The organism is Acuticoccus sp. MNP-M23 (genome assembly GCF_031195445.1).
Taxonomy (GTDB): Bacteria; Pseudomonadota; Alphaproteobacteria; order Rhizobiales; family Amorphaceae; genus Acuticoccus.
Window position 1 is genome coordinate 3621514 of sequence record NZ_CP133480.1, and the last position, 19654, is coordinate 3641167.

The 19654-nt window shown below is 64.0% G+C and carries 17 protein-coding genes and 2 tRNA genes; 17 read left to right on the forward strand and 2 right to left on the reverse strand.

The genetic code is table 11. The features are described 5' to 3' along the window. From RDV64_RS16700 to RDV64_RS16770, 15 genes are all read left to right on the forward strand, one after another. Positions 1–636 carry a DUF2460 domain-containing protein gene (locus tag RDV64_RS16700; protein ID WP_309196097.1) on the forward strand — a complete coding sequence of 212 codons (636 nt, stop codon included), beginning with the start codon at positions 1–3 and terminating at the stop codon, positions 634–636. Beyond that, positions 633–1484 (forward strand): DUF2163 domain-containing protein, encoded by an 852-nt coding sequence (locus RDV64_RS16705; protein WP_309196098.1) that lies wholly within the window; start codon positions 633–635, stop codon positions 1482–1484. Before RDV64_RS16700 ends, RDV64_RS16705 begins: the two co-directional genes overlap by 4 nt. Then, positions 1481–1909 carry an NlpC/P60 family protein gene (locus RDV64_RS16710; RefSeq protein WP_309196100.1) on the forward strand — a complete coding sequence of 143 codons (429 nt, stop codon included), beginning with the start codon at positions 1481–1483 and terminating at the stop codon, positions 1907–1909. The genes RDV64_RS16705 and RDV64_RS16710 overlap by 4 nt, the downstream gene beginning before the upstream one ends. After that, complete coding sequence (locus RDV64_RS16715; protein ID WP_309196102.1) at positions 1909–5784, forward strand: glycoside hydrolase TIM-barrel-like domain-containing protein; 3876 nt, start codon at positions 1909–1911, stop codon at positions 5782–5784. Before RDV64_RS16710 ends, RDV64_RS16715 begins: the two co-directional genes overlap by 1 nt. Continuing rightward, positions 5768–8929, forward strand: a complete 3162-nt coding sequence (locus tag RDV64_RS16720) for a DUF2793 domain-containing protein (protein WP_309196104.1) — start codon at positions 5768–5770, stop codon at positions 8927–8929. The genes RDV64_RS16715 and RDV64_RS16720 overlap by 17 nt, the downstream gene beginning before the upstream one ends. Positions 8930–9000: 71 nt before the next feature. Next, complete coding sequence (locus RDV64_RS16725; RefSeq protein WP_309196105.1) at positions 9001–9951, forward strand: TIGR02594 family protein; 951 nt, start codon at positions 9001–9003, stop codon at positions 9949–9951. Then, entirely contained in the window at positions 9948–10235 is a 288-nt protein-coding gene (locus RDV64_RS16730; RefSeq protein WP_309196106.1) for a hypothetical protein, read from the forward strand. Before RDV64_RS16725 ends, RDV64_RS16730 begins: the two co-directional genes overlap by 4 nt. Before the next feature lie 205 nt (positions 10236–10440). Beyond that, positions 10441–10746: a hypothetical protein gene (locus RDV64_RS16735; protein ID WP_309196108.1), complete on the forward strand. Its 306-nt coding sequence runs from the start codon at positions 10441–10443 to the stop codon at positions 10744–10746. 13 nt (positions 10747–10759) lie between these two features. Next, positions 10760–11428 carry a response regulator transcription factor gene (locus RDV64_RS16740; protein ID WP_309196109.1) on the forward strand — a complete coding sequence of 223 codons (669 nt, stop codon included), beginning with the start codon at positions 10760–10762 and terminating at the stop codon, positions 11426–11428. A 43-nt stretch (positions 11429–11471) separates the two neighbouring features. After that, positions 11472–12788 carry an ATP-binding protein gene (locus RDV64_RS16745; RefSeq protein ID WP_309196110.1) on the forward strand — a complete coding sequence of 439 codons (1317 nt, stop codon included), beginning with the start codon at positions 11472–11474 and terminating at the stop codon, positions 12786–12788. A 110-nt stretch (positions 12789–12898) separates the two neighbouring features. Then, positions 12899–13297 (forward strand): hypothetical protein, encoded by a 399-nt coding sequence (locus RDV64_RS16750; RefSeq protein ID WP_309196111.1) that lies wholly within the window; start codon positions 12899–12901, stop codon positions 13295–13297. A gap of 77 nt (positions 13298–13374) precedes the next feature. Next, complete coding sequence (locus tag RDV64_RS16755; RefSeq protein WP_309199534.1) at positions 13375–16167, forward strand: valine--tRNA ligase; 2793 nt, start codon at positions 13375–13377, stop codon at positions 16165–16167. 57 nt (positions 16168–16224) lie between these two features. Beyond that, positions 16225–16980, forward strand: a complete 756-nt coding sequence (locus tag RDV64_RS16760; protein WP_309196112.1) for a methyltransferase domain-containing protein — start codon at positions 16225–16227, stop codon at positions 16978–16980. Next, positions 16977–17504, forward strand: a complete 528-nt coding sequence (locus tag RDV64_RS16765; protein ID WP_309196113.1) for a DUF2155 domain-containing protein — start codon at positions 16977–16979, stop codon at positions 17502–17504. The genes RDV64_RS16760 and RDV64_RS16765 overlap by 4 nt, the downstream gene beginning before the upstream one ends. Before the next feature lie 64 nt (positions 17505–17568). Further along, positions 17569–17642 (forward strand) — tRNA-Gly (locus RDV64_RS16770). Positions 17643–17670: 28 nt separating this feature from the next. On the opposite strand, the gene RDV64_RS16775 is transcribed toward RDV64_RS16770, so the two are convergent. Continuing rightward, positions 17671–17928, reverse strand: coding sequence for a GlsB/YeaQ/YmgE family stress response membrane protein (locus RDV64_RS16775; RefSeq protein ID WP_309196114.1), 258 nt, complete (start codon positions 17926–17928; stop codon positions 17671–17673). Positions 17929–18049: 121 nt separating this feature from the next. Next, entirely contained in the window at positions 18050–18955 is a 906-nt protein-coding gene (locus tag RDV64_RS16780) for an FHA domain-containing protein (protein WP_309196115.1), read from the reverse strand. Positions 18956–19160: 205 nt separating this feature from the next. Here RDV64_RS16780 and RDV64_RS16785 point away from each other — a divergent pair. Next, positions 19161–19236, forward strand: a tRNA-Trp gene (locus tag RDV64_RS16785). Between the two features lie 224 nt (positions 19237–19460). Beyond that, a complete protein-coding gene (secE, locus tag RDV64_RS16790) occupies positions 19461–19646 on the forward strand; it encodes a preprotein translocase subunit SecE (RefSeq protein WP_309196116.1) in 186 nt (61 codons plus the stop codon). Positions 19647–19654 lie beyond the last annotated feature (8 nt).

Consider the following 19654-nt stretch of genomic DNA (forward strand, 5'->3'; position numbering starts at 1 on the left):
ATGAGCGGTTTTCATGATGTGCGCTTTCCGCTGGGTGTTGCGTTCGGCTCCACCGGCGGTCCTGAGCGCCGCACAGAGATCATCACGCTGGGGTCTGGCCGCGAGGAGCGCAACCAGCGCTGGGCGATGAGCCGGCGCCGGTTCGATGCCGGCACCGGTGTGCGCAATGCGGATGATTTGCAGACGGTGGTGCGGTTCTTCGAGGAACGGCGCGGACGGCTCTACGGCTTCCGCTTCACCGATCCGCTCGACCACAAGAGCTGCCTGCCACGCGAGAGCGTTGCGGCGACCGACCAACTCCTTGGCGTCGGGGACGGGGTGCGCACCGAATTTGCGCTGATCAAGACCTATGGCGACGTTTTTGCGCCCTACGAGCGGCCAATCGCAATGCCGCAGCTGAACACGCTGGTGGTTGAGGTGGATGGGCTGACGCGGGTCCTGAATGGCGACTTCACCGTCGCGGATGGCGTGATCTCGTTTTTGCCTGGAGCGGTGCCGCCGCTGGGGGCTGCGGTGCGGGCAGGGTTCGAGTTCGACGTGCCGGTGCGTTTCGATACCGACCGGCTGGAGGTGAACCTTTCGCGCTTTCTGGCCGGTGAGATCCCGTCCATTCCGATGGTGGAGATTGTGCCATGAGGACGCTTGATCCGGGTCTTGCGGCCCATCTGGCGTCGGGTGTGACCAGCACCTGCCGCTGCTGGCGGCTCACGCGGACGGACGGCGTCTCGTTCGGCTTCACCGATCACGACCGGGCGCTGACGTTTGAGGGTGTGGTGTTTTCGGCGATGGATGGGCTGGAAGCCTCCGGCGATGTGACGAAGGCGGGGCTCGGTGTCGGCGGGCTCGAAATTTCCGGCGCACTGTCCGCCGCGTCGCTCGATGCCGGCGACTTGCAGGACGGGCGCTTTGATGGCGCCACGGTGACGCTGTGGCTGGTCAACTGGGCCGATGTTTCCGAGCGCACCGTGGTGCGCACCGGGACGCTTGGTGAGGTTACGCGAGCGGATGGCGCGTTTGGCGCTGAAGTGCGCGGGCCGATGCAGGCGTTGGAAACGGTGCGCGGCCGGGTGATTGCGACGGGATGCGACGCTGACCTCGGCGATGCGCGGTGCGGTGTGGACCTCGGTGCTCTGGAAGAGAATGCGACGGTGCATTCGGCCGACGGAGCCGGGGTCCGCGTGACGGGGATCTCGAACCGGGGGGCCGGCTACTTTGCCGGTGGCCTTGCGGTTGTGACAAGCGGCTCTGCGACCGGCGCAAAGCGGTTGGTTGTCGGGCACACGGTGGATGCGCTGGGGAGGGTGATCACCCTGCGCGAGACGCTGCCCGGCCTTGCGGCCGGCGATGTGCTGACGTTGACGCCCGGCTGCGACAAGCGCTTCGACACGTGCCGCGCGAAGTTTCAGAACGGGCTGAACTTTCAGGGCTTTCCGCATCTGCCGGGCAATGACCGCGCGTTCTCCTATCCGCGGAGCGGGTCATGAGACGCACTGACATTGTTGCCGCTGCGCGTGGCTGGGTCGGGACGCCCTACCACCATCAGGCGTCCGCCCGCGGCATCGGGTGCGACTGCCTCGGGATGGTCCGCGGTGTCTGGCGCGAGTGTCTTGGGGCGGAGCCGGAGCTGGCGCCGCCTTACAGCCGCGACTGGGCGGAAAGCCACGGCGCGGAGACGCTGCTTGAGGCCGCCAACCGCCACTTCGTGCCGGTTGAGACGGTGCGTGCAGGCGCGCTGCTGGTGTTCCGCTGGAAGGCGGACGTGCCAGCCAAGCACGTGGGCATTGCAGTGGGCGAGGGGCGCTTTGTCCATGCCTACGATTCGGTTGGCCGCGTGGTGGAGGGCGCGCTGGGCGCGCCCTGGCGGCGCCGTCTGGCGGGGATCTTCGATTTTCCGGGGGTGAGCGACTGATGGCGACGCTAGTTTTGCAGGCGGCCGGGCAGGCCGTGGGCGGCATGTTCGGCCCGGTCGGCGCATTTGTGGGCCAGGCTGCCGGCGCGCTCGCCGGCAATTATATCGACCAGCGGCTGCTGGGTGACAACGACACCCGCTCGGTGGGGCAGCTCGACGATCTTTCGGTCCAGACCGCCACCGAGGGAAACCCGTTGCCCCGGATCTACGGGCGGATGCGGGTTGCGGGGACGCTGATCTGGGCAACCGACTTTGTGGAGCATTCGGCCACGCAGTCGAGCGGGAAGGGCGGCGGGCCGTCCGTGCGCGAGTACAGCTACACCGTCAGCTTTGCGGTTGCGCTTTGCGAGGGGCCCATTGCGCGCATCGGGCGTGTCTGGGCCGATGGCGATGAGCTGGACCTCACGCAGGTTGCGATGGAGGTGCACACCGGCCGGCCGGATCAGGACCCCGACGACGTAATTGCGGGAATAGAGGATGAGGCGCCGGCCTATCGCAACACCGCCTATGTGGTGTTCGCGCATCTGCCCGTGGGTCCGTTCGGCAACCGCATTCCGCAGCTGACCTTCGAGGTGGTTCGACCCATCGGTGCGCTGGAGAGCACGGTTCGGGCTGTCACCATCATCCCCGGCGCGACCGAGTTTGGCTATGAGCCGGGTGAGGTGAAGCGGGTTCTGGCGCCAGGTGAGCGGACCGCTGACAACCGCCACGTGGGAACTGCGGTGTCCGACTTCGAGGCATCGCTGGATGAATTGCAGGCGCTCTGTCCGAACCTGGAGCGGGTGGCGCTGGTGGTGTCGTGGTTCGGCGATGACCTGCGCGCCTCCGATTGCACCATTCAGCCCTGCGTGGAGGCGACCGAGCGCGATACGGACACGCCCTGGGCCGTTGCCGGCGAGACGCGGGCGACCGCGAAGCTGGTGAGCCTCGATAGCGAGGGCCGGCCATCTTACGGCGGAACACCGTCCGACAGCGCGGTGCTGAATGCGATTGCGGCGCTGAAGGCGCGCGGGCTGAAGGTGGTGTTCTATCCGTTCATTCTGATGGATGTGCCCGCAGGCAACGGGCTTGCCGATCCCTATGGCGGTGCGGAGCAGGCCACGCATCCCTGGCGGGGGCGGATCACCGTTTCACCGGCACCGGGTGAGACTGGCTCGCCGGACGGGACTGCTGCGGCGACGGCGGACATTGCGGCACTGGTGGGGTCCGCCGCGCCAGGTGATTATTCGACCTCGGGCGGGAAAATTGTTTATGGCGGGCCGGCCGAATGGTCGCTCCGGCGCATGGTGCTGCACTACGCCAATCTGGTGGCTCTGGCCGGGGGCGTCGATGCGTTTCTCGTCGGTTCGGAGTTGCGCGGGCTGACGACCGTTCGGGGCGCAAGTGGCTATCCGTTTGTGGACGCACTTTCCGCGCTGGTTGATGACGTGCGCGGCATTGTCGGCGGCGCTGTGCGCATTTCGTATGCGGCGGACTGGTCGGAGTATTTTGGCCATCAGCCGGATGCGGGCACCGTGTCGTTTCATCTGGATCCGCTCTGGAGCAACGCCAACGTCGATTTCATCGGGATCGACAATTACTGGCCGCTTTCGGACTGGCGGACCGGACCGCATCTTGACGAGGCGCTGGCTGACACCCCCCACGACGACGCCTACCTGACCGGCAACATTGTGGGCGGAGAGGGGTACGACTGGTATTATGCCGATGATGCGGCGCGCGCAGCGCAGGTTCGCACGCCCATCACCGGAGACTGGCTCTACCGTTACAAGGATGTGAAGGGCTGGTGGTCAAACCAGCACTATGACCGTGTCGGTGGTGTTCCGGTTGCGCAGCCCACTTCGTGGGTGCCGCAGTCCAAGCCGATCTGGTTCACCGAGGTGGGCTGTCCGGCGGTCTCGTTCGGGGCCAACCAGCCGAACGTGTTCTACGACCCCAAGAGCTCCGAATCGCGGCTGCCTTATTTCTCCACGGGCCGGCGTGATGACGCGATGCAGCGGGCCTATCTGAAGGCAATGCTGGGTGCGTTCGATCCGGCGGTGTCGAGCGATATCGATTTGTTCAATCCGGTGTCGGGTGTTTACGCCGGACGGATGATCGACCCCGGTACGGTTCATGTGTGGACCTGGGATGCGCGGCCCTGGCCGGTCTTTCCGCACCGGAGCGATGTTTGGACCGATGGCGAGAACTGGGAGCGCGGCCACTGGTTGACGGGCCGGCTCGGTGCCGCGCCGGTTGCCGACCTTCTCGCCGCGCTGTTTGCGGACTGGGGGGTGCCGGCGCCCGATATTTCCGCGGTGAACACGGTGCTGGACGGCTATCTGATCGCGCGGCCGCAAAGTTTGCGCGACGCGATTGAGGACATCACCGCAGCCACCTCGATCGTTGGCGCCGACACCGGGACGGGCATCCGCTTCGTGGGACTGGACCGGCCGTCAGGCGCTCTGATCGAAGTGGACGACCTTGTCGAGCTTTCTGCGGAGCGGCCTCTTCTGACAGAGGTGCGGGATGAGGCCGCGGGGCTGCCGGTTGAAGAGCGGCTTCGCTATTTCGACAGCGGCCGATCGTTTCAGGTGGCGAACGCGCGCTACCGGCCGCTCGAGGCTTCGACGCGGCAGATCGAGGTGATCTCGGTTTCTGCCAGTCTGAACGATGGGCTGGCCACGGAACTTGCCCAGCTTGCGCTCAGCGCGCGCTGGGCGCGGCGGACGACGCTGCGGTTTGCGTTGCCGCCGAGCGCCATTGCGATGCTGCCCGGCGACATCGTGACGGTGCGCCATGACGGGCGGGACCGTGACGTGATTGTGGAAGAGGTGGAGGATGTCGGCCACCGGGAGGTGACCGGCCGCACCATCGATCGGGTTGCCCTGGCGCCGACCCCGACACCGGGCGCGCTGACGCCGTCCATCTCCTTTGTGACCAAGTCGCCACCCTTTGCGGTGGGTGTGAACCTGCCGTTGATTGGCGACGTGGTGCGCGATCAGCGCGCCTGGATTGGCGCCTATGCCCGGCCATGGCCGGGCAATGTCGGCGTCTGGCGGCTGGATGACGACAACGGCTTCATTCTGGAGACCACCGTGACGCGCCCGGCCTCCATGGGTCAGGTGATCGGCGGGATCGACGATGGACCCACGAGCCGATGGGACTATGGCGGTACGCTCGATGTTTTGATGTTCAATACGCTGCTGGAGACCGAGTCGAGGCGGAACGTGCTGGACGGCGCCAACACGCTGGCGGTTCGGGCCGCCAACGGCGTCTGGGAGGTTGTTCAGTTCCGCCGGGCGGATTTGATTGGCGAGCGCACCTATCGTCTGTCGACGTTGTTGCGCGGCGGTCTTGGTACCGAGGATGCAACCGTTGCGGGGCTGCCTGTTGGCGCGCCCGTTGTGGTGCTGGACGACACACTGTCAGTCCTGCCGGTTCTGTCGGCCCACGTCGGGCAGCCGCAGACATACCGCGTCGGACCCCTTGTCGAAGGGGTTGGCGGGACCAACACGACGACCTTCAATTTCACGCCGACCGGCCGGGCGATCACGCCCTATGCGCCTGTGCATGTGAAGGCGCGCCGCCGAACCGCGAACGCTGCCATGGATATCTCGTGGATCAGGCGCACGCGCATTGACGGAAACGAATGGCCGAACCGGACGACAGTCCCGCTCGGCGAAAGTGCAGAGATCTACCTCGTCGAGATTCTCGACCAGGGCGTTGTCGTCCGCTCGGCGGAGACAACCAAACCCATCTATTTGTATTCGCTGGCAAATCAGCTGGCCGACTTTGGCGTTGCGCAAACCGTTGTGACGGTGCGCGTGACCCAGATCGCGCCTGGCTTCGGCCCCGGCGTGCCCACGGAGGTGACGGTGAATGTCGAACAGCCTTAATCTGGAATTGCCCTATGTTGCGGGCGGTCAGGCGCAGAAGCATGTGACGGTGAATGATGCGTTCCGTCGCATCGACTCGGTGGTTCAGCTCACCGTTGAGGACCGCGACCAAACTGCACCGCCGGTGTCGCCGCAGGAGGGGGAGCGCCATGTTGTGGCGGCCCCGGCTTCCGGCGCGTGGGCGGGCCAGGAATTCAACGTCGCCGCGTATCAGGACGGTGCGTGGGTCTTCTTCGAGCCGCGGGAAGGCTGGCTGGCATTCTCCCGCTCCGAACAGGCGCTTATCCTGTTCAACGGTACCAGCTGGGAGATCTTTACCGCAGTTGGCGCAGCGCAGACGGCGTCGATCTTCGGCGTGAACGGGACGGCGGACACCAGCAAGCGCCTTCAGGTGTTTTCGGAGGGTGTGCAGTTTGCCCCGGATGGCACCACGGGCAACCCGACGGGCAATGTGCGGGTCTACGTGAACAAGACCGGCGTTGCCGGCACAGCGGCGCACATTTTCCAGCGCGGCTACTCGGGGCGTGCGGAATTCGGCCTGCTCGGCTCGGATGATTTTTCGCTGAAGGTCTCGGACGACGGCAACACCTTCACCGAAGCATTTGCTGTTGGTGCGGCGGATGCGCGGGTCGATTTCTCGCAGCTGCCGGCAATTGGCGGCAGCGACGCGCTTCTTCTCAGCTTCGCCACGCGGGCCGACGCTGCGGCAGCCTCGATCCCGGCGGCGGTGAACCATATCGAGGTGCGCGGCTACAGCGCCGAGAATGACGGTGGTGGTGCGCGCTACTTCCGCGTTGGATCGCTGCCGGCGGACGGGCTTGGGTTCGGCAACGCCAGCGCGGGTTTCTGGTCTCTCCTGGGCGATACCGTGACGGCCAAGCAGGCTGGCGCTGCCGGCAATGGCGCAACGAACGACACCGGGGCGCTGATCCGCGCGTTCACCTCTGGCCGCAACGTCTATCTCGATACCGGCACATATTATGTGACCGACCAGCTTACGTCCGGAGCCATCTACCAGCGTGTGTTCGGGGCCGGTCGCGGCAAGGCCGTGATCAAGGTCGACAACCAGTTCCGGATGAATGCGGCGGGTGTGATCAAGCTGTCGCATTCTTTCACGTCGCTCGAAGACTTTACGATCGATTTCGACCAGTCGAGCGCATCGTCTCGCGCAACGCTGATCCAGTATCCGGCGGCGGTGAACCTCGTTGACCGGACGCGGGTGCGCCTCGCCAGGCTCCGCTTTCAGCGCGCCTACAACGGTGTGCTGGCCGACGGAAACTGCGGCGGCGCGATTTTCGACGACGTCGAGTGCGGGTCTTTCAACATCGGTTTCAAGGTTGCCGGGTCGCTCGACACCGTGGAGCTGCGCAACTGCCGCGTGTGGCCGTATGATTTTGCAGGTTCCGCGGTTTTGTACGGGATCTACAGCGACGGGGCGACCTACGGCTTTCGCATTGGTGAATGCGACGACCTGAAGATGACCAACTGCACGCCGTTCCGCTCGCGGATCCTGTTTGAGAAAACCGGGACGAAGGCGCCGTTCGGCACGGTTAACGGATTGGCACTCGACGGGCGCTACTCCAGCATCGAGATGCAGGATGGCCAGATCACGATTTCCGGTCTCTACGCTTCGACGGACGTTGCCAACGACAAGTTCATCTTCCAGACGGGCGGCTCGCTCGCGATTTCCGACTTTCGCTTTTCGACCAATACGATCTCCAACGTGCCGATGGTGCATGTGGCCGGGCTGGAGGCGAGCTGCCTGATCCAGAACGGACGTGCGCTCATGGGGGCAAGTGCCACCGCCGAGGGCTTCCTGGTGGCTGCAGGCAAGCTCACGGTTTCCAATGTGAGTTTCAGTCTCAACCCGACGGTGACGCGCGCCACCGCGGCGTGCATCCGGCAGGCTGCTGACGGGCAGCTGACGGCATTTGGCAATACGGTGAACGGGCCGAGCACCGGGTCGGGCCGATTCATCTGGGTGCAGACTGATGGCCACCATTCGGTCTTCGGCAACGACTCGAACGGGTGGGCGCTCGATTTTCCCGCCCTGAGGACCCTCGGGACATATGGGCCCAACCACGACGGGAATGCCCTGAGGCTGGACACCGTCCTTGCGGTCGGCCCGGTGGATTCCGGCTCAGAAGGTGGCGAACTGAGGCTCGATGGCGCGGGGAGTAACGCGGCTATCCGGGTCGATAACTCGGCCGGCAATGCGCGCTTCTTCACGCTGGGTGCCGGCAAGTCCCTCAAGGTTATCTCGGCGGACGGGACGGGGTCGCTTTACGGCAATCGGCTTGAGTTCTCGGGCGGGCTTGCCTTGGGGCGCGGCGCATCCGACGAGCTCTCGTCGGTGTCCCTGGGAGAATTCGCGCTGTCGTCGGTCACAAGCGGATCGAACAACCTGGCGATCGGGCGAGGTGCGTTTTCATCCATGACATCCGGCAACGGCAATATTGCAATCGGACAGAGCGCCGGTCTGTCATCGACGAGCGGGACGGGCAACGTGTTTTGCGGCTCACGCGCTGGCTCGACCATGACGACCGAGAGCGGGTCGACGCTCGTCGGCTTTAAGGCTGGTGAGTTCATATCCGGCGGGGGCAACAACACGGCGGTCGGTCGCACCACGTTTTCCAACATCTCCGGCAGCCTCACCAACGCCACCGCGCTGGGTTTCAATGCGACCGTGCAGGGGTCCAACCAGGTTCAGCTGGGCAATTCGGCCACCACCACATACGCCTACGGTGCCGTTCAGAACCGCTCGGATGCCCGCGACAAGACCGATGTGCGCGACACGGTTCTGGGCCTCGAATTCGTGCGTGCGTTGCGGCCGGTGGATTTCCGCTGGGACTACCGGGAGGATTATCTGCGCCCGGCTGATGCAGAGGGTGACTGGGAGGCCCCGGCGCCGGGAAGCATGGCACGGCTGCGCTACCACCACGGCTTTCTGGCGCAGGACGTGGAAACGCTGATCGGCGCAACCGGCTGCGACTTCGGTGGCTATCAGGACCACGCGATCAATGGTGGCAACGACGTAAAGTCTCTTGGCTACGAGGAGCTTCTGGCGCCGCTGGTGAAGGCTGTTCAGGAGCTTTGCGTGCGCCTCGACGCGCTGGAAGCGTGCGACGAGAACGAGCAGGACTGACCTGCTGCACGACCGCCGGACGGCACTGCCGCCGGTTCAATCATTCCCATTCATGAACTTAGGAGTGCGTCATGTCTGAGCGTGCGCCGTGGCTTGAGTATTTGTCAAACCACCTGGGCTTGCGGGAAATTGCAGGGCCAAAACACAACCCACTGATTGTGGAGTGGGGCCAGCAGTCGGGGATCGGCTGGTGGACCAATGACGAGGACGCGTGGTGCGCCGTCGCCGTAAACGGTGCGCTCGTCAACAGCGGTTATCCCTCGACGCGCTCCGCGCTTGCCCGCTCCTTCACGCGGTATGGCACACGGCTTGAAAAGCCGGTTCGTGGTGCCATCGTGGTGTTTCCGCGAGGCTCGAACCCGCTTTACGGGCATGTGGGCATTGTGGAGACGGTGAACGCGAACGGAACCGTGACTGTCGTCAACGGCAACGTCAGCAATGAGGTGCGACGCTCGGTGTTTCGGAGCGCCTCGATCCTGCCGGACGGGATTCGCTGGCCTCCCGGCGCAATGCCGCCTCTGGAAGCCGGTGCGCACCAAAGCGATCTGCCGCTGGGTGTTCGGGTCCTGCGGCACGGATCTCGCGGCAAGGATGTGGAGGCGCTGCAGCGCGATCTCAATGTTCTCGGCTACGGCCTCGAAACAGACGGCGATTTTGGCGCTCGGACGCGCGATGCGGTGATGCGGTTCGAGGCTCGGCGTAGCCTGACTGCCGATGGTGCTGCGGACCCGGCGATGCTGGCGGCGCTCAGCACGGCGGTGTCGGACCGCAAGGAGCGGACCGCCCGGCGCAAGACAGCAGCCGCTGCCGCAAGCCCGATTGCCGGTGCCGGTGCAGTGGTGACTGCCGGTGCCCTTGCGCAGACCGGCGTGCAGATCGGGCGGGATGTTCAGTCCCTCAACGACGGCACCGTTTTCGGGCTGGTCATGGCTTTCTTGGTTGTGGCGGCGATTGGCGGGGTTCTGTTGTGGCGGTTTGCGCTGCGTCGTGCCGAAGGGCCGGCGCGGGAGGACGGGCTTTGACCATCCTTCTTCAACTCGTCGCAGCTGTTGGCTGGCGCGGGCTGATTGCCGGCGTGGTCGGCGCAGCGCTGTCGGCCGTTGCGGCATACCCCGCAGGACGCCTGGTCGAGCGGGCCGTGTGCAAGGAGCGCATCGTGCGCCGTCTTGCCGAGGTTGAACTTCAGAATCAGGAGACGCGCAATGCCAGGATCCAAGAGGCGCTCGATGCGCGCCGGACCGTTCGCCATGGGAATGCTTCTGCCGCTGATGGCGGCTTGCCAGACGACGGGTTCCGGCGGGATTGACGTGTCCTGCGCTGCGTTTGAGCCGATCGGCTGGTCGGCGACCGACAGCGGTGCGACCCAGCGAGAGGTCCGAGAGCACAACGCGGCCTGGTCCGCGTTGTGCAAGCAATCTGGTCCTGCGCAATTGAGTGACCGTTCTGCAACAAATCAGAAATGACCGCCTGCGTTCATGCCGAATTCACGGCCCTAAAAGTATTTCGGCGGCATGAGGAAAACGCTTGGCCTTATTCTGGTGTTCATGCTTCTGGCTTGGCCTGCGGCGCTGTCGGCGCTGTCGGCGCCTGCGGGCGCGCAGGCTGCGTGCCTGAACCGTCATGACCAGCGAGAGGCGATCAGCTCCGGCAAGGCGATTCGCCCTGCCGAGGTGCGCCGGAAGATCAGCGGGAAGGTGTTGCGTTTGCAATTGTGCCAGACGGCCGGTGGGTTGGTGTGGCAAGTGACGACCCTGCGGCTTAACGGGCGGGTGCTGGCACAAGTGCTGGACGCCCGCAGCGGCCGCAAGATCCGCTGAAGAAGGAAGAACGATGCGTCTGCTCGTTGTGGAAGACGACCGCGATTTGAACCGACAGCTCTGCGAAGCGCTGAAAAAGGCCGACTTTGTTGTCGACACCGCCTTTGACGGGGAGGAGGGGCACTTCCTCGGTGATACCGAGCCCTACGATGCGGTTATCCTCGATCTCGGCCTGCCGGAGCTTGACGGGATCTCCGTGCTGGAACGCTGGCGGGATGCCAAGCGGACAATGCCTGTCCTGGTGCTGACGGCGCGTGACCGCTGGAGCGACAAGGTTGCCGGCATCGATGCCGGTGCGGACGATTACGTCTCCAAGCCGTTCCATATGGAAGAGGTGCTGGCCCGGGTTCGTGCGCTGATCCGTCGGTCCGCCGGCGTGGCGAGCAATGATTTCCGGTGCGGCCCGGTGCATCTGGACGCGCGGGCAAGCCGGGTGACGGTGGATGAGCAACCCGTCAAGCTGACCTCCCATGAATATCGTGTGCTTGCATACCTGATGCTTCACCAAGGGCGCATCGTGTCGCGGACCGAGCTGACGGAACACCTTTACGATCAGGATTTTGACCGCGATTCCAATACGATCGAGGTCTTTGTCGGCCGCCTTCGAAAGAAGCTCCAAACCGATGTGATCGAGACAGTTCGCGGACTGGGTTACCGGATCACGCCGCCACAGAATGCTTAAATCTCTTTCGGCGCGCCTTCTTCTGACGTCGCTTGTGTGGAGCGTGATTGCGCTGATTGCGACGGGAGTCGTTCTTTCGACCGCGTTCCGCGAGACCGTGGAGGAGCGGTTCGATGAGACACTTAACGTCTATCTCTCGATCCTGATCGGACAGCTTGCCGACCCCAACACCGGAACGATCCAGCAGGCGATGCCGACCCTGGGCGACCCCCGTTTCATGCTGCCGCTTTCAGGCTGGTACTGGACGGTACTGGACGTGGATAAGCAGACTATTCTGATGGCGTCCGATAGTTTGGCTGGTGACGTGGTGGTCATCCCAGAAGCGATGCGGACGCTTGCACCGGGCGCAGTCTACCAAGGGTACGTGACCGGGCCGACCAGCGAACCGCTGCGCGCAGTGGCGCAGAAGATTGCCATTGAAGACGGGCAGTGGCTGCTTGCGATGGTGAGCGGAGACTCGTCCAGCATCGCCGAAGATACTGCCGTTTTTGCAGCCCGGCTCGCGATCTTTTTGGGTATCTTCGCGGCGATCCTCGTGGCGATCACCTTCATTCAGTGGCGCGTCAGTCTGCGGCCGTTGCATTCGTTGCGCCGTGAAATCGAAGCGGTGCAGGATGGGGCCGCAGCCCGTGTCGGCACGGAATATCCCCGCGAGATCGCGCCTATGGCCGAAGCCCTGAACACGCTGATCGACACGAACCGCGCGACGCTTGAGCGCGCGCGGCGCCATGTTGGCAACCTTGCCCATGCGCTGAAGACCCCGCTCAGCGTGATGATGAACGATGCCGCGAGTGACACGACCCCGCTTGCCCGCTCGGTGCGCGAACAGACGCAGATCATGCAGCGGCAGCTGCGCTACTATCTGGAACGGGCGCAGATGGCGGCAAAGGAGCGCATGATCGGCGCGTCGACGGATGTGGAAAGTGCGCTGGAGCGATTGTATCGCGCCATGTCACGACTTGGTGAACGCAGGGGGATCGACGTTTCTCTGGAAATTTCGGAACCGCTGAAATTTGCTGGTGAGCGTCAGGATTTTGAGGAGATTGTCGGCAACCTGGTCGACAACGGGCTGAAGTGGGCCAAGGAGCGCGTTTTGATTGCGGTGGTCCCGGCGAAGACCACGCTGATGGGCCGGGCCAACATGATGCGCGTGACGATTGAAGATGACGGACCGGGTTTGACCGTGGAGCAGAGGCGCCGCGCCATGGCGCGCGGGCAGCGGCTGGATCAATCGAAGCCGGGGAGCGGGCTTGGCCTTTCGATCGTGTCGGAACTTGTTGAACTTTATGGCGGAACGCTTGACCTGGAAAGCTCCCCACTGGGGGGGCTCAAGGTCGTGATCACGCTGCCGCGCGGTTGAACTTGCAGCTCCAGCGGTTACGTTTGTCCGGGTCTGTCGCCGTGTGACCGTCCTTAAGCGGCAGGTCTGACGGGTGGACTGTTCCGACCTTGTGAGAATGGGAGCCCGGATTGGCCAGAGAACTCGTCACGATCTTGGCTGTGGCAGTGATGCTCTCGGGCTGCGGCGGCCTGAGCCTTTTTGGCGGGAACAGCGGACCCCAGGTCGCCACCAACGGGCCGATGCTGCCCCGGCCATTGCCTGTGGGGCTTTTCTCTGTCCTCAACGACGATGCGCAGGTGGCAGCTTTCAGTGCACAGACGACTGCGCTTGGTGCCGAACGCGGCGGCGTTGCCGTGCCCTGGGAGGGTGGCCGAGCCAAGGGCGCCGTGACGCCGGGCCCCATCCATTCGGTCAACAGCCGCACGTGCCGTGACATTGTGCATGTTGCAGAGGTGGATCGCGAACGCCTGCGCGGGCGGGCCACGCTGTGTCGCAGCAGCGACGGCACGTGGGAGCCCCTCAGTTGACGGGCGCGATCGCCGCCGCTTGCGATTGACGACAGAGGCAAAGGCGCCTTAGGCACACCGGTCCAAGGGTGTGCATGATGTTTGACAAGACTTACGACGCTTCTGACATTGAGCCGCGGATCCGCGACGTCTGGGAAGGTGCTGACGCCTTCAAGGCGGGTGCCGGCGCCGCGCGAGATGCCGAGACCTATTGTATTGTGATCCCGCCGCCCAACGTGACGGGCTCGCTTCACATCGGGCATGCGCTCAACAACACCCTCCAGGACATTCTGATCCGCTATCACCGGATGAAAGGGCTCGACGTGCTCTGGCAGCCGGGCACCGACCATGCGGGTATTGCAACGCAAATGGTGGTGGAACGCCAGCTTGCAGCCGCCGGTGAACCCAGCCGGCGGGAGATGGGGCGTGAGGCGTTCCTGGAGCGTGTCTGGCAGTGGAAGGCCGAATCCGGCGGGGCGATCAAGACACAGCTCGATCGGCTGGGGGCCTCGTGCGACTGGTCGCGCGAGCGGTTCACCATGGACGAAGGCCTGTCCGAAGCGGTGCTCGCCGTCTTCGTGCGGCTGCACAAGCAGGGGCTGATCTACCGCGACAAGCGGCTGGTGAACTGGGACCCGGGCCTGCGCACCGCAATTTCCGACCTCGAGGTCGAATCGCGCGAGATCAAGGGCGAGCTGGTCCACTTCCGGTATCCGCTGGCTGACGCCACATTCGACCCAGAAGACCCCTCCACCTTCATCGTCGTCGCGACCACGCGGCCCGAGACGATGCTGGGTGACACCGCCGTTGCAGTCCATCCGGACGACGAGCGCTATCGCGCGCTGGTCGGCAAGGACGTGATCCTGCCGTTGGTGGGGCGCCGCATTCCCATTGTTGCCGATTACTATTCCGATCCGGAGAAGGGATCGGGCGCGGTGAAGATCACGCCTGCGCACGATTTCAATGACTTTGAGGTCGGCAAGCGCCACAAGCTCTCGCTCATCAACATTCTGGACGCCGACGCTGCCATCCGGATCGACGGAAACGCCGAGTTTCTGGAGGGGCTCGATGCGACGACCCTTGCCGCGCTGATCGAAGCCTTGGAAGGCACGGACCGCTATGCCGCCCGCAAATGGGTCAAGGCGGCGATGGAGGAGGGCGGCTACCTCCAGATGGTGGAAGCAAACGTCCATCAGGTGCCTTACGGGGATCGCAGCGGCGTGGCCGTCGAGCCGTTCCTGACCGACCAGTGGTATGTGAACGCCAAGCGTCTGGCGGAGCCTGCCCTTGCCGCCGTCCGCGACGGGCGGACCAAGTTCGTCCCCGAAAACTGGACCAAGACCTATTATGACTGGATGGAGAACATTCAGCCGTGGTGCGTGTCACGTCAGTTGTGGTGGGGCCACCAGATCCCCGCTTGGTACGGCCCCGACGGCAAGATCTTCGTGGAGCGCTCCGAGGCGGAGGTGCGCTCGAGCGCGGAAGTGCACTATGGCGGCGACATCGTGTTTGCCGAGCGCGACGAAGCACTGGCAGCCTGGGAGCGAGGCGACGACGGCGCGACGGTGATTTACCGTGACGAGGATGTGCTCGACACATGGTTCTCGTCCGCGCTGTGGCCGTTCTCGACGCTCGGCTGGCCCGATCGCACGCCCGAACTGCGCAAATATTATCCCACCAGCGTCCTCTCCACGGGCTTTGACATCATCTTCTTCTGGGTCGCCCGGATGATGATGATGGGCATGCACTTCCTCAACCAGGTCCCGTTCGACACGGTCTACATCCACGCCCTCGTCCGTGACGAGAAGGGCGCAAAGATGTCGAAGTCGAAGGGCAACGTGATCGACCCGCTCGAACTTGCCGACGAGTTCGGTGCCGACGCGCTGCGCTTTACGCTCGCCGCAATGGCAGCGCAGGGCCGCGACGTGAAAATTGCGAAGGCGCGCGTTCAGGGCTACCGCAACTTTGCCACCAAGCTCTGGAACGCGACCCGTTTTGCGCAGATGAACGAGTGCAAGCTCGTCGAAGGCTTTGAGCCAGACAAGGCTGAAACGACGCTGGTGCGCTGGATCCTGACAGAGGCCAGCCGGACGGAAACTGAGGTGCGCGGCGCCATCGAGGCCTATCGCTTCAACGATGCGGCGGCGTCCGTCTACCGGTTCACCTGGAACACCTTCTGCGATTGGTATCTGGAGCTGGTGAAGCCGGTCCTGACAGGGCCGGACGGGCCAGCCAAGACCGAGACGCGCCAGGCCACTGCTGCGGTAATCGATCAGATCCTCAAGCTGCTCCACCCGTTCATGCCGTTCCTCACCGAGGAGCTCTGGGCGTTGACCGCCGAGAATGCCGGCCTCAAGCGCGACCGGCTTCTGGCCCATGCCCCGTGGCCCATCGCAAGCTTCGAGGACGAGGGCGCGGCAGGGGAGGTCAACTTCGTGGTCGACCTCATTGCGACTGTTCGTTCCGTGCGGGCGGAGAGCAACGTGCCCGCGGCCCTTGAGGCACCGATTGTGGTGGTTGGCGGCACGGCCAGTCACGATGCGTGGCTGGGCCGGCATGAAGAGGCGATCAAGCGGCTGGCGCGTGCGTCTGCCGTGGAGACCGCAGGGTTCGCACCGCCCAATGCGGCGCAGGCAGTGGTTGGCGACGTGGTTGCCTGTATCCCGCTGGAAGGGATTGTCGATCTGGCCGCAGAGCGTGCGCGTCTTGCCAAGGAAGCGGCGCGCCTCGAGAAAGAGCTAGGCAAGATTGACGGGCGTCTGTCCAACCCGCGCTTCATGGAGAAGGCCGACGCCGACACCATCGCGGAGCAGCGCGGAAAACGTGACGATACGGCCGCCCGCCTCGAAAAGATCCATGCCGCCATCGATCGGTTGGACCCCGCCCAATAAGTTCGTTAATGAAGCCGGCAGGGTTCGAGTGCCGGGCCGGTGACAGTTGGAGTTTCGATGCAAGTCGCGACCGAGCAGAAGTGGTCGACCGCCACTTATTCGAAAAATGCACGTTTCGTCAGTGATCTGGGCGCAAACGTGCTTGAGCTTCTGGCACCGCAGCCGGGTGAGCGGATCTTGGACCTTGGCTGTGGCGATGGCGTTCTGACAAGGCAGATCGCCGATGCGGGCGCATCGGTTCTGGGCATCGACCCCGCCGAAGACTTTGTCGCGAACACGCGGGCCCTCGGCGTCGATGCCGAGGTGATGCGCGGCGAAGCGCTGACGTTTGACCGCGAATTCGATGCCGTGTTCTCCAATGCGGCGCTGCACTGGATCACCGATGCTGACGCGGTGATTGCTGGCGTTCACCGCGCGCTGAAACCCGGCGGACGCTTTGTGGCGGAATTTGGCGGGCACGGGAACGTGGCCGCAATCGTGACGGCGCTCCGGGCGCTTGCGGACCGCTACGGCATCGACGACAAGCTCGCCGACCCGTGGTTCTTTCCGACGCCGGATCAATATTCCGAAATGCTCGAAGAGGGTGGCTTTGTGGTCGAACGCGCAGCGCTCCTTCCGCGCCCAACGCCGCTGCCAAGCGGTCTTACCGGCTGGATCGAGACGTTCCGCGCGCCGTTCTTCCGAGCCGCTGGCTCACGGGCGGAGCGGGTATTGCACGAGCTGGAAGCGCTGCTGTCGCCGTCGCTGCGGGACCACAAGGGCGAGTGGACCGCAGATTACGTGCGGCTTCGCTTCATCGCGCACAAGAAATGATGGCGCGCACAGGCCTCATCCTCGCGCTGGCGTTCGCTGCGACGGCCGCCGCCGCCGAGCCGATCGAGAACCCGGTCGCCACATTTTCCGGGCTCGACAAGGTGACCGGGCGGATCATCTCGTTCGATGTCTATGTCAACGAGACGGTGCAGTTCGGGGCGTTGCGCGTGACGCCGCGCACCTGTCAGACCCAGCCGCCCACCGAAGAGCCGAACACTATGGTGTTCGCGGAAGTGGACGAGATCACGCTGGACTCGAAGATCCGCCGGATCTTCACCGGCTGGATGTTTGCCGCAAGTCCTGGCCTGAACGCCGTCGAGCACCCGGTTTACGATGTCTGGCTGAAGAATTGCTCGGTGACGTCCGACGTTGCGCCGCCGGCCGGGTTCGACGAAGCCGAGTATGCGCAGGACGAAATGGGCGTGATCCAACGGCCGGCAGGCTGGTTTCCGCTTCCGCCGCGCCGTCCCTTCCGCCAAACAGCGGCGGATGAACCCATCGACCTCAACCTGATCGAAGACTGAGGCCGGGCAAAAACAAAGCCCCCGCTGGACGTATCCGGCGGAGGCTTGTATCTGGTCATGAGGCGCGGGTGTAGCTCAATGGTAGAGCAGCAGCCTTCCAAGCTGACGACGAGGGTTCGATTCCCTTCACCCGCTCCAGCTTTTCCCGAAAAAACAGGTGTGCCGGTTACCGGCCGCGGACGGCCCGCGTGATCCCGATCAGCGCGCATGCACCGATCACGCCTGCGATGAGGAAGGCAATCCAGCCATAGCCGATCTGAATATCGAGCAGCGCAAGGACGAAGTTCAGGGCCGCAGCGCCGATGATGCCGAGGATGATGTTGGCGAAGAGGCCCATGTCGGACTTCATCAGTTTTTCGGCAATCCAGCCTGCCAGTGCGCCCACGATGATGGCTGTCAGCCAACCCACGCCATTCAAGTCCATTCCGTCACTCCGTCGCTTTGATGTTTTCTCCGGCGCCTGCGCACGCAGATGGCCGATGATCGTCAAACGCAGACCGGCGGAAAGATGTTTCATATTTTTGAAAAACAGTTTCGTGGGCCGTTCAGGCGGGGGAGGTGACCCCGACACCAGCCCGCGCAACGGCGTACTCCAGCCGCTCGCTCTCCGGTTCCTGCACGCTGCACCCGAGACCGATGACGCCGCTGCCGGACAGCGGCAGGCTGGTCCGCCGCACGCGCACCTCGACGTTGCCATCAGCCGAAACAAAGCTGCCATAGGACGACCGGTCCGTCAGCATGGCCACCCCGTCGCGCACGTGGATAAGGGCATGGCGGCGCGAGACCCACTGGCATGCAACGACGATGTCGACCTCGTCCGACCGGCCGACGGACAGACTTTCCGCTTCCCCCACCTCCCAGGTGGTGCCGCCATAGGTGAGGCTGAGCCTCACGGCCATTTTCGGCTTTGGCGACAGGAGATGGCCAGGCAACTGGGTCATCCACTGCGAGCCGAGCGAATCGTAGGCATAGACCTCGATCGGCTCGGCCTTCCCCTTGAAATGAAATGAGCGAAGCGGCCGGAAGCTGGTGCGCCACTTATCCGTCAGGCGCTCCACCACCGATGTCGACGCGAGCGCCTCGTTGGTGTTGGCGATGGCGGCAAGCCTGTAGGTGACGTTGATGCAGTCACCGAAGATCGATTCGCGTGCCGTGATGGCCTCGCCGGCATGAAGCGCGACATGCAATGCGACGCTGCTGGTGGACGCTGCTTCCAGCATGGCGGCTGCTGCTGCCGCGCCATGGTCCGCCTCGTCGAACACGCAAAGCACGTCGTCGCCGCGGGACTGGACGAACCGGCCGCCGGCGCCTTCCGCAGCGGCGCGAAGGCGGTCGAGCATGGCTGCGATGGTGGCGAACGCTTCGGTGTTGCCCAGCCGTTCGTAGAGTTCGACGCTCGCCGTAACATCAGCGACAAGGACGATGACCTCGTTAACGGTCTGGTCAGACACGCGCGGCCTCCGAGCAACAAATGGCAGGGTTTATCCCGTATAACGGGTCCGGCGCCGTCGAGGAAGCATCACTGATTGAATTAATTGCTCTAAATGCAATCATTTCGTTCAGGAATTGAACGGAATGGCCTGTGCAAAGGCGATTCCGGAAGTTGCCGGAAAGGGTTGCAGCCCGGCGCGGCAGGCTCTATTGCAACGGGGCCGTAGGGGTGTAGCTCAGTTGGTAGAGCGGCGGTCTCCAAAACCGTAGGCCGGGGGTTCGAGTCCCTCCGCCCCTGCCACAGCCCCCAGCACTCCCGAAACAATGTTGCCGGTGCCGGGTGTTGATGGTTCCACGGCTATCCAAAATTTTTGCTTGCAGAAACCGGTCGCGATTGTTAGCTACCGATCTTGACATCGGCGCAACAGGGTCAGTGCGCCCGAGATCGTTCAAGTCAGATGAAGCATTTTGCCTTGCGATGGTTTTATCGCAGGGCTTCGCTTGTCTGAAGGGTATGGGGTCCCAGTGACGACAAATCCGTTTCAGTTCATCCAGGAAGTCCGTCAGGAGACCCGCAAGGTTGTCTGGCCGACCCGGCGGGAAACGATCATCACGACCATCATGGTCTTCATGATGTGTGCGTTTGCCGCGATCTTCTTCTTCCTGGTGGATCGACTTTTGGGTCTCGGAGTCGGTCTGATCCTGGGCTAAGCGCGGCT

Bases quoted from the DNA above. Each gene is read 5' to 3' on its own strand.
- RDV64_RS16735 (WP_309196108.1), top strand. From the start codon at position 10,441: ATGAGGAAAACGCTTGGCCTTATTCTGGTGTTCATGCTTCTGGCTTGG.
- RDV64_RS16755 (WP_309199534.1), top strand. From the start codon at position 13,375: ATGTTTGACAAGACTTACGACGCTTCTGACATTGAGCCGCGGATCCGC.
- RDV64_RS16700 (WP_309196097.1), top strand. From the start codon at position 1: ATGAGCGGTTTTCATGATGTGCGCTTTCCGCTGGGTGTTGCGTTCGGC.
- RDV64_RS16765 (WP_309196113.1), top strand. From the start codon at position 16,977: ATGATGGCGCGCACAGGCCTCATCCTCGCGCTGGCGTTCGCTGCGACG.
- RDV64_RS16725 (WP_309196105.1), top strand. From the start codon at position 9,001: ATGTCTGAGCGTGCGCCGTGGCTTGAGTATTTGTCAAACCACCTGGGC.
- RDV64_RS16715 (WP_309196102.1), top strand. From the start codon at position 1,909: ATGGCGACGCTAGTTTTGCAGGCGGCCGGGCAGGCCGTGGGCGGCATG.
- RDV64_RS16710 (WP_309196100.1), top strand. From the start codon at position 1,481: ATGAGACGCACTGACATTGTTGCCGCTGCGCGTGGCTGGGTCGGGACG.
- RDV64_RS16705 (WP_309196098.1), top strand. From the start codon at position 633: ATGAGGACGCTTGATCCGGGTCTTGCGGCCCATCTGGCGTCGGGTGTG.
- RDV64_RS16720 (WP_309196104.1), top strand. From the start codon at position 5,768: ATGTCGAACAGCCTTAATCTGGAATTGCCCTATGTTGCGGGCGGTCAG.
- RDV64_RS16775 (WP_309196114.1), bottom strand. From the start codon at position 17,928: ATGGACTTGAATGGCGTGGGTTGGCTGACAGCCATCATCGTGGGCGCA.
- RDV64_RS16740 (WP_309196109.1), top strand. From the start codon at position 10,760: ATGCGTCTGCTCGTTGTGGAAGACGACCGCGATTTGAACCGACAGCTC.
- RDV64_RS16760 (WP_309196112.1), top strand. From the start codon at position 16,225: ATGCAAGTCGCGACCGAGCAGAAGTGGTCGACCGCCACTTATTCGAAA.